The organism is uncultured Muribaculum sp. (assembly GCF_910583865.1).
Taxonomy (GTDB): domain Bacteria; phylum Bacteroidota; class Bacteroidia; order Bacteroidales; family Muribaculaceae; genus Muribaculum.
This window is the reverse complement of record NZ_CAJTYX010000051.1, coordinates 1-15,256: the sequence shown is the minus strand read 5'-3', so window position 1 is coordinate 15,256 and position 15,256 is coordinate 1. Positions and strand designations below refer to the sequence as shown.

The following is a 15,256-nucleotide window of genomic DNA, read 5'->3' as shown; positions in this document are numbered from 1 at the left end:
TATAAAATAACACAATCCCTGAGAACATAACGCAATCTTAAATGAAAGAGCCGTGACCAATTACATATATATGATGAAAAAGCATGACGATATACCGCGCAAATGCGTAACTTTGCAGCATGAATCATTCCAATGAGAATTCAACGGAGAATATTCCCGACTCGCTGCATGTAGACGTGGAGGCCGTGGTGCGCCAACGACTCCCGCGCTATAGGCGTCTTATTCCACGTTGGGCCATAAACTGGCTGAAACGCACGATATGCCAGGACGAGCTTAACGGAATACTCGAGCGCACACGAGGCACCCGCAACGCTCAATTCTGCGGGGCCGTGCTCCGCGACCTCAACGTGCACTACAATGCCGAAGGTGTGCTACCCGACCCGGCCAGGTCAAAGGTAATAATCGTGTGCAACCATCCGTTGGGTGCTCTTGACGGGATAACCATGATACATTGGGCCGCAGCCACCTATGGTCCGGAAGTGTATTTCATCGTGAATGACATCCTTATGGCAGTGAAGCCTCTGGAAGATATTTTCCTGCCTGTCAATCTCTACGGCCGACAGTCGCGCCACTCGACCACCGACATCGACGAAGTGTTTCGCGGAGATGCCCCCATCATCATGTTTCCGGCGGGACTCGTAAGCAGAAAACGACCCGACGGACACATCTGCGACCTCAAATGGCACAAGATGTTTGTCAACAAAGCCATCGAATACCACCGTGATGTAATTCCTGTCTACTTTGATGCTCACAATTCACCGTTTTTTTATAATTTTGCAAAATTCCGCAACAAGATAGGTCTGCGATTCAACTTCGAGATGATGTATCTTCCGCGCGAGATTTTCCGCAGCCGCGACGCCTCGTTCCGGCTCATCGTCGGCGACACCATACCCTGGCAGTCGCTCGAAGGTGGCCGCAAAGCATCGCGACAGGCGCAAAAAATAAAGAAAACCGTATATAGTCTAAGTAATCAACCATTCCAACCTGACGATGACGACAACAACGACCAATCATCCGGTGATTGACCCTGTGGCGGTAGAACTCATTGAAAGCGAGCTTACCCCCGACAGGCTGTTGCGCGACACCAACAAGGGTGGCAACAAGATATACATAGTCGACGCCTTCTCGGCTCCTAATGTAATGCGCGAAGTAGGCCGGCTAAGAGAGATCGCATTCCGTGCAGCCGGCGGAGGCACGGGCAAGGAGTGTGACATCGACGAATTCGACACGATGGACCCACCGTGCCGTCAGTTGGTGGTATGGGATCCCGAAGTACGCGAGATAATTGGCGGCTACCGCTTCATCCCCGGAAATGAAATCCGGCTCCGTGCGGACGGAATGCCGCGCATTGCCACAAGCCACATGTTCCGTTTCTCCGAGCGATTCCTTCGCGACTATCTCCCCTACACCATCGAGCTGGGACGTTCATTCGTGAGACTCGAATACCAGTCGACGCGCGTAGGCGTGAAAGCGCTATACGCTCTCGACAATCTGTGGGACGGCCTTGGCGCCCTGACTGTCATATACCCCGACATGCGCTATCTGTTCGGGAAAGTGACCATGTATCCGAGCTACAACGCCGACTGCCGCAACATGATACTCTATTTCCTCACCAAGCACTTCCCTGACCACGACCGGCTCGTATGGCCCATTACGCCGCTGACCACCCACATGGACAACGAGGCCATGAAGCGCCTTTTCACATGCGACACGTTCAAGGATGATTACAAGATACTCAACCGCGCCATCCGCGAGCATGGCTACAATATCCCCCCTCTGGTCAATGCATACATGAGCCTGTCGCCATCGATGAGAATGTTCGGTACAGCCATCAACGACGAGTTCGGCGACGTAGAGGAGAGCGGCATATTCTTCGTCATCGATGAAATCTTCGAGGAGAAAAAAGGCCGTCACATAGGCACATTCATCGCTCCTCCTCTCTTCCAGGGCGACTCATTGCAGGAATAAGAGGACAAACTGCATATCATCTCACTCCCTTGAAAGCAGGCCGAAGAATCATGTTGACAATGGGGCCTGCAGATACAGTCATTCACACTTCTCCTTCACAGCGGCTCTTCAGAAGAATAAGTTTTAAATGGCTTTTATATAAACTTCACTACGATTCACGTTGTTACTATAGATGACATTCATGACGAAAATATGTCAATGTTCTGTCGAAACGCCCTCTGTCCTGATCATTCAGCATCACACCATATCAGCGATTTGAGAATATTACGCGAAATATTATTTCATAGCCGGACATCCTGTCTGGTCATTGCCGCCTTGTTGCCATACTCCACGCATGCCCAAACGGAGATAGACTACAAAGGAGAGGTGTGGATGAATGCCGGAAGCGGCGACTTCGCGCCCTACGGCATAATGTCGAACCGGTACGGCATCACCACGCAGCCGGCTTCGGCGATGCTGCGCGGCTCGGTGAAACATGAATGGGACACCGTGCCGAGGTGGAGCTGGACCGCCGGAGCCGATATCGTGGCCCAGGCAGCGTCATCCACCGACTATGCACGATACTTATCGTCATCACAGAGCTGGATAGAGCGTGGGCTAAGGCCATCGGCCATCCATGTACAACAATTGTACGGCGGCATAAGATACCGAAGTATGTTCCTCATCATAGGCTTGAAGGAGTATCCGTCGGCCTTGCTCAATGATTCATTGTCGAGCGGCGACTTCACACGCAGCATCAACGCACGTCCGATGCCTGGACTCGCCATAGGGCTGAGACGTTTCGTGGACATACCGTTTACCCGGAAAGCACTGCAGATTTCCGGCGAGATATTCTACGGACGTCCTACCGACAGCGGATGGATCGAGAACCATTTCAACTATTACTCGTCATTCATCAACACCAATTGGTGGTACAACTACAAGCGCCTGTATTTCCGCACGAAGCCATCTCTCCCGCTGAGCGTGACTTTCGGCATGCAGGCGGCATGCCAGCTCGGCTATAAACTTACCTATTTTTTCAACGGAGGCTACGGCTACACGCTGGTCGACCACGTAAACCTATGGGAAACAATCGAGATGTTGCTTCCAAGCCCCGGGGAGGGCTACTGGCGAGGCAACCACCTCGGCTCATGGGACATGATGGCACGCTGGCGGCTACCCTCCGGCCATCAACTCAAAGCCTATTTCCAATGGCCGTGGGAGGATGGTTCAGGCATCGGACGACGCAACGGGTGGGACGGCATCTGGGGTATAGAATACGTGTCGGCATCACCGCGCGATATTGTTACCGGAGCTGTCATAGAATACATCGACTTCACCAACCAGTCAGGCCCTATGCACTGGGCGCCCGACGACCGCCCGGGCACCACGATTACCGACGAGGCAACAGGCTCCGACTCGTACTACAACAATGCCAATTACAACGGCTACACCTACTTCGGCATGGGACTCGGCTCACCGTTCCTGCCAGCCACAATCTACAACCGCGACGGATACCTGCGCTATGTAGATACAAGGGTGCGCGGATTCCATGCAGCAGCCAAAGGGAGGATAAGCCCCCACGTGGACTACAGGGCCATGCTATCCTACCGCCAGGGATGGGGCGACTCCTACGTGCCGCGGCCCCACAAGGTACATGATTTCTCATGGACGCTCGAAGCCGGATGGAACATCCGCAATATTCCGGGACTTAAGGCCACCGGAATCATATCGATGGATCATGGCGACATGCTCGGCAACAACTTCGGGGCGGCCATATCTCTCACTTATTCAGGATCATTCATGATAGGCAGACATGGCAGATAGATTATTCCGACACAGCATGACGCGCATAATCGCCGCATTCGCGGTGCTGTCTACGCTTCTTTCAGGATGCACACACAACAATGGCGACATAGGTCCGTGGTTCGGCATATGGACGCTCACTTCAATAGAAGCTGACGGCGCTCCTATTGCCGATTATGTTCCCAACTCGATTTTCTGGAAATTCCAGTCGACAGTCATCAACATCACACAGCTGCTTGACCATCATGACTGCCGCGATACATTCGGCACATGGCGCCAGGCAGGCGATTCACAGCTGGAACTGAACTTCACCCACAGCGACGACACCCTGCACCCCGGCACCGAACTTTATGCTCCACCCGAGATACTGCATCTTCCTTCAGATATATGCACGCTGCACATAGTCCGCTTCACCGACAAACATATTATACTCACCTACATTTCAACTGACGGGGTAACCTATAAATATACCCTTGTAAAGTAGACATCAAAGTCAGTACGCACCCAACGGGCCTCAACAGTACCAAGAAACAAGAATAAGCACTGATAACAAATTAACAGCAACCGCGCATGTGTTAAAATCTTAAAATTACATTTAAAATAGCAAAAACTTACGTACCTTTGCACTTCATTTTAACGCAGGTAGAGAAATCTGCCACTTTAAACAATTCGTTATCACTTATTTATTGTGCGGAAATGAATCTTACAGGTACAATTGATTTTCGTCCTAAACTCCTCTCAACTCTCTCCCACTATTCTCTGTCTCATTTCAAAGACGACCTCGTAGCCGGTATCGTCGTAGGTATCGTGGCACTTCCGCTTGCCATCGCATTCGGAATCGCAAGCGGTGTCAGCCCGACGATAGGACTCATAACCGCTATCATCGGCGGATTTCTCGTGTCGGCATGCGGAGGCAACTCCGTGCAGATCGGAGGCCCGACGGGAGCTTTCATAGTCATAGTCTATTCCATAATCCAGAATTACGGACTGCAAGGTCTTGCCATAGCCACCCTCATGGCCGGAATGATATTGATTCTGCTCGGACTTTTCCACCTTGGCACGGTGATCAAGTTTATCCCCTACCCGATTGTGGTAGGATTTACAAGCGGTATAGCACTGACGATATTCTCGACTCAGATCAACGACTTTTTCGGACTCGGGCTTACCGACGTTCCGTCAGAGTTCATATCGAAATGGGGAGTCTACATTTCCAATTTCGGCAATCTCGACATAGCCACACTCGGTGTAGGCCTGGTATCGCTTGCCGTGATTATCGTTACCCCGATGATTTCCCGCAAACTCCCCGGATCGCTCATCGCCATAGTGCTGATGACCGCAGTAGTCTATTTCCTACAGCAGGCATTCCCCGGCGTGCATGTCGAGACAATCGGCGACCGTTTCGGAGCATTATCCACCGACATACCTCATGCCGAAGGGTTCGACCTGTCGATGAACACCATCAACATGCTTCTGCCGTCGGCGTTCACCATAGCGATCCTCTGCGCGATAGAGTCGCTGCTGTCTGCTACCGTAGCCGACGGTGTGACCGGCTCACGCACCAATTCCAACACAGAGCTTATCGGACAGGGCATAGCCAACATGGTTGTGCCGTTTTTCGGCGGAATCCCTGTTACCGGAGCTATAGCACGCACCATGACGAATATCACCAACGGCGGACGTACCCCTGTGGCCGGCATAATCCATACGGTGGTGCTGATGCTCATTTTCCTCTTCCTCATGCCGCTGATCAACCTCGTGCCGATGTCTTGTCTGGCCGCAGTGCTCATAATGGTGTCATACAACATGAGCGGATGGCGCACGGTGGTAGGCATATTCCAGGCTCCTAAAAGCGATATCTCGGTGCTGTTGGTGACATTCCTGCTGACAGTGGTGTTCGACCTGACTATAGCAATCGAGATCGGTCTGCTCCTGGCCATAATCCTGTTCCTGCGCCGCGTGATGGAGAACACTCAGATACGTGTCTACTCCGAGCAGCTTGATGTGGCTGAAGGCACGGAATCTACCGCCCACGAGGTGCTTGACGTGGCCCAGGGAGTAGAAGTGTATGAAATCGACGGTCCGTTCTTCTTCGGAGTAGCGACAAAGTTCGACGAAATGATGCGCATGACCATGGGCAACGTGCCTTCGGTACGTATCATCCGCATGCGTCGAGTGCCGTTCATCGACGCTACAGGAGTGCACAACCTCGAACTCCTGATACGCTCGTCGCAAAAAGAGGGGATACATGTGGTGCTGTCCGGCGTAAACGAACAAGTACGCCAGGTGCTTGTCAGCAGCCATATCGACAAGCTCGTAGGCGATGACCACATATGTGATAACATAACCCGAGCCGTGGCAATGGCCAACCGCATCGCCGACTCGCGGCGTGCCACCCTCAACCGCTCCGCAGCTATCTGACATCCCTGCGACCGGATAAGTAGAGTAAGGACAATCAAGGAGATTAAGGAGATTAAGGAGATTAAGGAGACCAAGGGCTTTGATACCCCAATACTCCCTGATCTCCTTGATTTTTTTCCTTATTGACCCTAATCTCCTTATCCTCCTTAATCTCCTTGCTTGTCCTTAATCTCTTTATTCTCCTAGAGGATACCGTTGCGGCTTCAACAGTATAGGATATGGTGTCTTGGTGAACACACGCTTGTCAGCTTTCACGATGTCATAGCCGGAGACAGCCTCTTCCACCGAGTCTGTCGTCACGGCAATCACGTAATAGAGCGGTTCCGCAGTCTCCACCACCGTAGCACCCTTGTAGCCGTCAGCACGCAGACGCTCCATCATGGCACGCGCATTAAACACCTGCTTGAACTGAGCCACGGCAATGTTGTATGGCTTTACATCTGAAGGCACCGACACCCCTTTGACGCACTTCACGGCCACTGTTTCCGTAGGCACCGTATCACGTCCGACGACAGTGCGCGAGCTGACCGACTCCTTGCGAATCTTCTCATAGATTGTGCCCTCTATGCCGGAGTCGGTGTCGGTCTTTTCTTTAACGGCCTCATAGGCCGCACGGTAGTTTGACTCGTTGGTCTTGCATGAGACCGTCATCACGGCAACCAATGCTGTCGCCGCCAATGGTAGGTATATCTTCATCTTGTTGATGTATGGTTTTTTGACAATTCTATTACTTCAAGGTCGTGGGGCGCGCCATCGGCGAGAACGAAACGCACAAGCGTACGCACCTGCTGCCATCCATGCACCCCTGCCGCACCGGGATTTATATGCAGCAGACCAAGCTCACGGTCATACTTCACGCGCAGTATATGGCTGTGGCCGCTTACCATTAGCCGCGTGCCTTTCTCCCGGAGAAGCGACTTCATGCCCGGAGAATATTTCCCCGGATAACCGCCTATATGGGTCATCAGCACCCTCACGCCCTCGACCTCGAAATCCATAAGCTCGGGACAACGGCGGCGCACCTCTCCATGGTCGATATTACCCGCTACGGCCCTGACCGTAGGCGCCACATCGAGCAATCGTTGTATGATGGACATGTCACCGACATCGCCGGCATGCCATATCTCGTCGCAATCCTTGAAATGCACGGCATAACGGTCGTCCCAATACCCGTGCGTGTCTGAAAGCAGTCCTATACGCTTCATGTCAATCAACCTGTTACTGCCTGATTATTCTTGCATAGCGTATGAGCGCACGGTTTACGTCGCCGTTCATATTGTCTATCTCAAGACGCAACGACATGTCGTTGATACCCTTGCGCAACTTCACGCGCAGCATATTGGAGAACCCGGTCGACATCCACTCGTCTATGCCGCGCTGCGGCATCACGACCGCCCCGGCCTCCGAGTCGTTGACATAAAGCATACGCAGCGCACACTTGTTATCGGTATTGACCGGGCCGGAACCGTTGGCATAGCGGAAATCAACAAAGTAGTCTCCGGCCTCGGCCACCTCGACAGTGAAGTCGATGCGGCGGTTGAGCTTCCTCGAAGTCTCCAGAAATTCAGAGGCCACTTTCCTGTCGGCAATCAGGGAAGTGCCGGTACGGCCCATCTCTCCGGCATTCACCACAGTCATGGCGCCGTCCGGGATATATTCGTAAGGCTTGCATGTGTAGCCCCAGTAATGCTCGTCCTTCACAGGCACTATGTCGGTCACTGTGTAGGAATCCTGCGGTACAAGCGGTATTGATGCCGTCGTGATTTCCTGCATCAGGTTAGAGTTCATGAATATCACATAACCGATACCATTGGCGAAATTAGTCACTTCTCCGTCGCGCCCTTCAATCCATTTCACTACCGGAGTAGAGGGCATCCACGCCTGAGGCTGGTTGTTGACGGATTGATCGGGGAGTCCGTTGCCGGCCATCTCTATGACAATCTCCACATTCCCTTTCGTGTCGGCGGGAAGGAAGAGATCCGACGTAGCTTTTCCGTTGATGGTGAATGAGCGTACCCTGTCACCCGTACCGTTGACCTGTATCGTGAGCATGGCGTCGCGATACTTGAATCCGGAGAGGGTCTTTGGGCCGGTAAGCGCCGCAGGCACGAACGGTGCGAAATGTATCCCATCCGGCTGTAGCTCGATACCCATCAGCACACGCATCACCATGGCGGCCATGCCTGTGCAACTCCAGAGCTGTGCGTCGGAATTCACAGCCGTGCCACGATAATCGCCGTTGGAAGCCACGAAAAGTTCCTTGTTGGTCCCGAACAACGCCGCGGCCCTGCACATCGAGGCAAAACCCTTCTCAAAGGCAGCCATGTTACCGGCCTTCTTGGCGGCAAGATTCCAATAGGCCTGCACGAAAGGCCACACGGCGTCGTTGTGGTAAGGATTGATGTCGGGAAGCTGCGGGTAGACCGACGATATTCCGTATGGTGTATAAGGTGTCTTGCTTATTATCGACCGGGCCATATTGTCGTTGGCCACACCGAATATAATAGCCAGAGCCTGACCGAGATTGTCGGTAGCTTGCGATTGTATGGGGTACACTCCTCCATACAGATATTCCGAATAATACCCAAGATTGGGAATCCACAGGTTATTGTTTACCGCATTGGAAATCTCGCAGTCGATACCGTTCCACAACGGAGCGATCCCGGCATCGGGAAGAGCCTTCAACATCGCGTCGCGCACCTTGAATGCCTCAACGAACATCACGTTGGTGCCGAGACACATCGACTCGTATATATCCTTGGGCTGCATCCATCGCGGATAGCTTTGCTCGCGCCAGTCAAGGTACGACTGCTCGCCGCGCATCATCTTGAAGTCGGTGTTCCACACCACCCTCATGTCTGCGTTGAGCGTATTTTCTATCGCGTGGACCGCTTCAGCCAGTATCTTCTTGTCGCCCGTGGCCTTATACACCTCCCATGCCGCCATGGCCCATACCACACGGTCGGAACTTACCGGCCATGATCCTCCGGTACCGGTGTCCTGCATGATTACCGGTCCGTCGGGAGTGTCTTTCAGTTTTGAGCGCAATGAGCGCCAGGTGCCGTAAGGATCTATGAGTGCCAGCGAAAGATAAGCCGAATAGCTCACGTCGCGGGTCCATACACCGTCCCACTCCTTTCCGGCGCGGTAGGTACTGTCAGGCCGCAAGTTGGAGGCTATCTCATCCATAGCCATGTTGCTCAAGGCATCGATCAGCATCTGGCCCGAACTATAAGAAGGGAGCCAGGCGTCGAGCGAATCAATACTCCATCCTTTAGGATCATGACGGCGTTCAACGGATGGATTCAACGTGAGCGTCACTTCATATATGCCGTCACCCTTGTCTGAAAGCTTGCGGTCGGCTTTTCCGTAAAGATTCTCGAAGTCCCATGTAAGCGGATCCACGCTGCCGGCCACCCATACACCCTTGAAGTCATCGCGATAGATGGTGTCGTTTGTAGGCGTCACGTAGTAACCGTGCTTCTTGAAACTCTCGAACACCGGAGCCATATTGACCCGGAGCGTCCATTTAGTGTCCTTCGGTAGATGCTTGCCCGTGTGATTGCGTATCGATGCCTCCTCATGCAATGCCTCGCCGAATGTAAACACCGTGTCAGCACCTATTTCTATCGTATGGGTCTTGTCTTGCGGCAATTCATTGTCACGGCTGTTCAGCGACAGGCGGAAATGCAGCAGACGTGATATTACGCTCTCATCGGGGCTCTTATAGTCCGTAGCGATTTCATATGGGCTAACCGCATAAGCCTTGAATCCACCTTGACGCACACTGTCGGCATAGACCGTGAATTCATCCGACTGATATATCACATTGACCGGATCCTGCAAACGGGCACAACCGGAAATAGCGGCACACATGATGCCCGAAACAGATATTATGGAGTATATCGACTTCATATGAGGCAAATTTATCTGCTAATTTAATGATTTTATACCGATATAGTTCACTCCCGCCAAGACTAAAACCTTTTTTTATACTCTTGACACCGAATATCGTCATAAAAGCTGTAACTTTGTAAGAAATGGCTGAATCATACACACCCGAGACACCGTCGTGCGTGTGCTTGGGAGAGATGATTCAAAATAAATTTTGCGACTGACGGATGAACTTTAACCACAGGTCATACCTTAGTCTATATAAGACAAAAAGTTTATAAGACCAAACGAAAGTATATCAATCATGGCTGAGTCCAATTTCATAGATTACGTGAAGATTCTTTGCCGGTCGGGCAAAGGAGGCGCCGGATCGCGCCATTTCTACCGTGCCAAATATATCCCCAAGGGTGGTCCTGACGGAGGCGACGGAGGTCGTGGAGGCCACATCATACTGAAAGGCAACAAACACATGTGGACACTTCTCCCACTCAAATACCAGCGACACGTGTTTGCCGGAAATGGCGGTGCGGGCACAGGTAACCGCAGCACCGGTAAAGACGGCGAGGACCGCATGATAGAAGTGCCATGCGGCACTGTCGTGTTCGATGCCGAGACCGGAGAGTTCCTGTGTGAGGTGACACACGACGGCGAGGAGATAAAACTGCTCAAGGGGGGGCGCGGAGGTCTCGGCAACTGGCACTTCAAGACGGCCACCAACCAGACACCGCGATATGCCCAGCCCGGAGAGCCTGCCATCGAAAAGACCGTCATCATGGAGCTGAAGCTCCTTGCCGACGTGGGTCTTGTCGGATTTCCCAACGCAGGGAAGTCCACCCTCTTGTCAGCCATCTCCGCCGCACGCCCCAAGATCGCCGACTATCCTTTCACAACCATGGAACCTCAGCTCGGCATAGTCGGCTACCGCGATAACCGGTCATTTGTCATGGCAGACATTCCGGGCATAATCGAAGGTGCGAGCGAAGGAAAAGGACTCGGACTGCGTTTCCTGCGCCACATCGAGCGTAACGCCGTGCTCCTGTTCATGGTACCGGCCGATGCCGACAACATACGCGATCAATACGAAATACTTCTGCGCGAACTCGAACAGTTCAACCCCGACCTCGTCGACAAACCCCGTGTGCTCGCCATAAGCAAGTCCGACCTGCTCGACGACGAACTTATCGCCGAGATGCAGCGCGAACTTCCCGACGACCTGCCGCACGTGTTCATCTCCGCCGTGTCCGGCATGGGAATCAGCGCGTTAAAGGACATGCTCTGGAGTGCTATCACAGCCGAAAGCAACCGCATCGAACCATCCACCATCACCCACCGGCCTCTCGACGGGCACCACCGCGTACGCGAGGAGGACGAGTTCATCTTCCAGCTCCCCGAGGAGGAGACTGCTCCGGAACTTGAGGATGACGGCGACGAACTCGACTGGGACGAGACAGCGTGGGAGTATGGCGATGACGACAACCGTTGACAGCCGCACCTCCATCCACGCAAAAACAACAATACAACGAGAGGGTGTTGTCGGACAGAATGTAACCGGCAACCCCTCCCTTTCATCTTCATTCATCACAACCAACCCGGAGACATCAATCTACCGGAATGCGAATTATTGCTATGGAAATTATAGAACATCAGGAATTCGGAGGCGAACGACCGCTTTTTGCCTCACACCATCTTCATCTCATAGACGTCACCATCCATGCCGGAGAATCGGCATTAAAGGAATGCAGCGACATAATCGCCGAAAAATGCCGTTTCGAGGGAAAATACCCCTTCTGGCATGTCGACGGATTCAGAATAAAAGATTGCCTGTTCACCCCCGGCGCACGTGCGGCCCTATGGTACTCTTCCGGACTTGAAATGACCGATACGCGCGTCGAGGCGCCAAAAATGTTCCGCGAGATGCAGAAACTGCTCCTTGAGCGTGTAGTGATACCCGACGCCCAGGAAACACTCTGGCACTGCTCCGACGTGACCATGCGAGACGTGGAGGTACATGGCGCCGACTACTTGCTGATGCATTCCGCCGACATCGAAATAGAGCGTTACCGCCATCAGGGCAACTACTCGTTCCAATACTGCCGCAACGTGGAGATACGCGATGCCGAAATCGACTCCAAGGATGCATTCTGGAACACGGAGAACGTGACCGTGCGCGATTCCTCGCTCAAAGGGGAATACCTCGGCTGGCACTCTCACGGGTTGCATCTCATCAACTGCCACATATCCGGTACACAGCCGCTCTGCTATGCTCACGACCTCATCCTTGAAAACTGCACCTTCGACGCAGACGCAGACCTGGCCTTCGAGTGCTCGACGGTACATGCCGACATCCGCGGAGCAATCACGAGCATAAAGAACCCGACATCGGGCCGTATAGTTGCCGACAGTATCGGCGAACTTATCCTCGACGAAAATATCCACCGTCCCGCCGACTGCAAGATAGAGACGCGCAAGTGACCACCCGCAACGTAAACACGGAGCAACTCCTCGCCATGATACGCGACGGACGCCCCATGGGCTTCCGCACGCAGCTCAGGCTTACGGCACTGTTGAGCATGCCGGCGATTGTGGCGCAACTGTCGTCGATAGCGATGCAATACATCGATGCGTCGATGGTGGGGTCGCTCGGTGCCGACGCGTCGGCATCGATAGGACTTGTGTCGACCACCACATGGCTGTTCTGGGGCGTACTCAGCGCCGCCGGCACAGGATTTTCAGTGCAGGTGGCCCATCTCATCGGCAGCGGGGAGTTCGACAAGGCACGCGACGTTGTGCGCCAGGGATTCACCGCCCTGCTTATATTCAGTACCGCGATAGCGATGCTGGGAGTAGGAATCAGTCCGTTCCTTCCGGGATGGCTCGGAGCCGATGAGAGAATCCACCATGATGCCTCGCGCTACTTCCTGATATTCGCATCGTTCCTCCCCGCGTTGCAGATAAGCTTTCTCGCAGGCTCGATGCTGCGTTGCGCAGGCAACATGAAAGTGCCGAGCATGCTCAACGTGCTCATGTGCGTGATCGATGTGGTGCTCAACTTCATCCTTATTTTCCCCGCACGTGACATCGTCATATGTGGCAGTTTGAACATACATGTCTGGGGCGCCGGCCTTGGTGTCGAGGGGGCAGCACTTGCCACCGTCCTCGCCGAGACTATCGTGGCCTCGATAATGCTCTGGTATCTATGGCGGCGCGCCCCGATCCTGCGATTGAGCGACAATCCCGGGAAATTCACGCCACGGGCCTCAGTCCTGCGCAAAGCGTTCCGCATCGGAATGCCGATGGGTCTGGAACACATGGCCATATGCAGCGCACAGATAATGATCACAACAATAGTGGCTCCGCTCGGCGTCGTGGCTATTGCGGCCAACGCGTTCGCCATCATAGCGGAGAGCCTCTGCTACATGCCCGGCTACGGTATCGGGGAGGCCGCCACCACACTTGCCGGCCAAGCCTACGGAGCGGGACGCCACAGGCTCGTGCGCCGATTCGGATATATAACCGTAGGAGCAGCCATGGCAGTCATGGGCGTGATGGGCGTGGCCCTTTACCTATGGGCGCCACAGATCATAGGCGTCATGTCGCCTGTCGACGACATCAGGACCCTCGGTGCCGACATATTGCGCATCGAGGCATGGGCCGAACCGATGTTCGGTGCGGCCATAGTGAGCTACGGATTCTTTGTCGGACTCGGTCGCACAATATTGCCAAGCGTAATGAATCTGCTCAGTATCTGGGGCGTTAGGCTCACTCTTGCCACTATCCTCGCCCCCACCATGGGGCTGCGCGGTGTGTGGCTCGCGATGTGCATCGAACTATGCTTCCGAGGGCTTATATTCCTTGCGCTACTCGCTTTCGGACGGTGGCGGCATGAGGGAAACAGCAGTACAGGGCTTGACCGGACAAACGTAATACAACAAGAATCACAATGACATCCGATTTCGACAAAATCATAGAACGCCGTCACACGGAATCCTACAAATGGGACACTCCCGACCGCGCCGACGTACTCCCCATGTGGGTGGCCGACATGGACTTCCGCACCGCCCCTGTAATAATCGACGCGTTGCGCCGACGTGTCGACCACGGGGTGTTCGGCTACACCCATGTACCGGACGAGTACTACCGCTCAGTCATCGACTGGTTTGAGAAGCGCCACGGATGGAAAATCGACCGTTCTTGGTTCATCTACACTTCCGGAGTCGTGCCCGCCATCTCTGCGATAATAAAGGCACTCACTGTGCCGGGCGACAAGGTGATAGTGACCACACCCGTCTATAATTGCTTCTTCTCGTCAATCCGCAACAACGGATGTGTCGCGACATGCATCCCTCTGGTGCAGGTCGACGGACGTTACGAGATTGACTTCGCCGCCCTTGAAACCGCAGCCGCCGACCCTTCGGCAAAAGTGATGCTGCTCTGTAATCCCCACAACCCGGGAGGAAGAGTATGGACTCACGACGAACTTATCCATCTGGCCGACATATGCCTGCGTCACGGCGTCTACGTAGTGTCCGACGAGATACATTGCGAACTGACATACATAGATGGAGGTTACACGCCATTCGGCTCGCTGCCTGCACCATACCGCGACAATGCATCGGTGTGCGTATCGCCATCAAAGGCATTCAACATCGCCGGACTCCAGATAGCCAACATCATCACTCCCGATGCGGAAATACGCCGTCGCATCGACCGCGCCATAAACATCAACGAGGTGTGCGATGTCAATCCATTCGGGGTAGAAGCCACCATAGCGGCCTACCGCCACGGAGGCGAATGGCTTGAAAGCCTCGTGGAATATATCCATGGCAACTATACCACGATACGCGACTTCATCGCCAAAGAACTGCCCGCACTGAAGATGATGCCTCTCGAATCGACCTACCTCGCCTGGATAGATATCCGGGCCACGAGGATGGCCTCCGAAGAGCTTACGGCGCTGCTGCTCGAACGCGAAAAGCTCATGGTCAATCCTGGCACTATGTACGGAGCTGACGGAGAGGGCTTCGTCCGCATCAACTTCGCCTGCCCGCGCAGCGTTGTAATCGATGCCCTCAATAGATTCAAAACCGTTTTGACCCCGATTTTATAATCCACGGTAACAGCCCTGCGACCAACCGCCCACGGCTCTTTCATTTAAGACAAATAAAGGCATATACCCTCCCTTACCTGATTC

At 53.7% G+C, this 15,256-nt stretch carries 12 protein-coding genes; 9 read left to right on the top strand and 3 right to left on the bottom strand.

Going from position 1 to position 15,256, the window contains the following annotated elements:
• The first annotated feature begins 119 nt into the window (after positions 1-119).
• The 5 genes from QZ303_RS09700 to QZ303_RS09680 all read left to right on the top strand — a co-directional run bounded on the left by QZ303_RS09700 (position 120) and on the right by QZ303_RS09680 (position 6,171).
• Complete coding sequence (locus QZ303_RS09700; RefSeq protein WP_295732206.1) at positions 120-1,025, top strand: 1-acyl-sn-glycerol-3-phosphate acyltransferase; 906 nt, start codon at positions 120-122, stop codon at positions 1,023-1,025.
• Positions 991-1,968, top strand: a complete 978-nt coding sequence (locus tag QZ303_RS09695) for a GNAT family N-acetyltransferase (RefSeq protein ID WP_295732205.1) — start codon at positions 991-993, stop codon at positions 1,966-1,968. The genes QZ303_RS09700 and QZ303_RS09695 overlap by 35 nt, the downstream gene beginning before the upstream one ends.
• 255 nt (positions 1,969-2,223) lie before the next feature.
• Complete coding sequence (locus QZ303_RS09690; RefSeq protein WP_295732204.1) at positions 2,224-3,774, top strand: capsule assembly Wzi family protein; 1,551 nt, start codon at positions 2,224-2,226, stop codon at positions 3,772-3,774.
• Positions 3,764-4,237 carry a lipocalin-like domain-containing protein gene (locus QZ303_RS09685; RefSeq protein ID WP_295732202.1) on the top strand — a complete coding sequence of 158 codons (474 nt, stop codon included), beginning with the start codon at positions 3,764-3,766 and terminating at the stop codon, positions 4,235-4,237. The genes QZ303_RS09690 and QZ303_RS09685 overlap by 11 nt, the downstream gene beginning before the upstream one ends.
• A gap of 212 nt (positions 4,238-4,449) precedes the next feature.
• Complete coding sequence (locus QZ303_RS09680; protein WP_295732200.1) at positions 4,450-6,171, top strand: SulP family inorganic anion transporter; 1,722 nt, start codon at positions 4,450-4,452, stop codon at positions 6,169-6,171.
• A gap of 174 nt (positions 6,172-6,345) precedes the next feature.
• On the opposite strand, the gene QZ303_RS09675 is transcribed toward QZ303_RS09680, so the two are convergent.
• From QZ303_RS09675 to QZ303_RS09665, 3 genes are read right to left on the bottom strand one after another with little or no spacing between them, the layout of a single operon-like run.
• On the bottom strand, positions 6,346-6,867 hold the full coding sequence (locus QZ303_RS09675; RefSeq protein WP_295732198.1) for an SPOR domain-containing protein: 522 nt from the start codon (positions 6,865-6,867) through the stop codon (positions 6,346-6,348).
• Entirely contained in the window at positions 6,864-7,376 is a 513-nt protein-coding gene (locus tag QZ303_RS09670) for a metallophosphoesterase family protein (protein WP_295732196.1), read from the bottom strand. The genes QZ303_RS09675 and QZ303_RS09670 overlap by 4 nt, the downstream gene beginning before the upstream one ends.
• A gap of 13 nt (positions 7,377-7,389) precedes the next feature.
• Positions 7,390-10,086 (bottom strand): hypothetical protein, encoded by a 2,697-nt coding sequence (locus QZ303_RS09665; protein WP_295732194.1) that lies wholly within the window; start codon positions 10,084-10,086, stop codon positions 7,390-7,392.
• Positions 10,087-10,369: 283 nt separating this feature from the next.
• Here QZ303_RS09665 and obgE point away from each other — a divergent pair, with 283 nt between their 5' ends.
• The 4 genes from obgE (at position 10,370) to QZ303_RS09645 (ending at position 15,172) form a co-directional block, all read left to right on the top strand.
• Positions 10,370-11,548 (top strand): GTPase ObgE, encoded by a 1,179-nt coding sequence (gene obgE, locus QZ303_RS09660; RefSeq protein WP_295732192.1) that lies wholly within the window; start codon positions 10,370-10,372, stop codon positions 11,546-11,548.
• Between the two features lie 143 nt (positions 11,549-11,691).
• A complete protein-coding gene (locus tag QZ303_RS09655) occupies positions 11,692-12,537 on the top strand; it encodes a DUF3737 family protein (RefSeq protein WP_295732190.1) in 846 nt (281 codons plus the stop codon).
• 35 nt (positions 12,538-12,572) lie between these two features.
• Complete coding sequence (locus QZ303_RS09650; protein WP_295732208.1) at positions 12,573-14,009, top strand: MATE family efflux transporter; 1,437 nt, start codon at positions 12,573-12,575, stop codon at positions 14,007-14,009.
• Complete coding sequence (locus QZ303_RS09645; RefSeq protein WP_295732188.1) at positions 14,006-15,172, top strand: MalY/PatB family protein; 1,167 nt, start codon at positions 14,006-14,008, stop codon at positions 15,170-15,172. The genes QZ303_RS09650 and QZ303_RS09645 overlap by 4 nt, the downstream gene beginning before the upstream one ends.
• Positions 15,173-15,256: the final 84 nt, after the last annotated feature.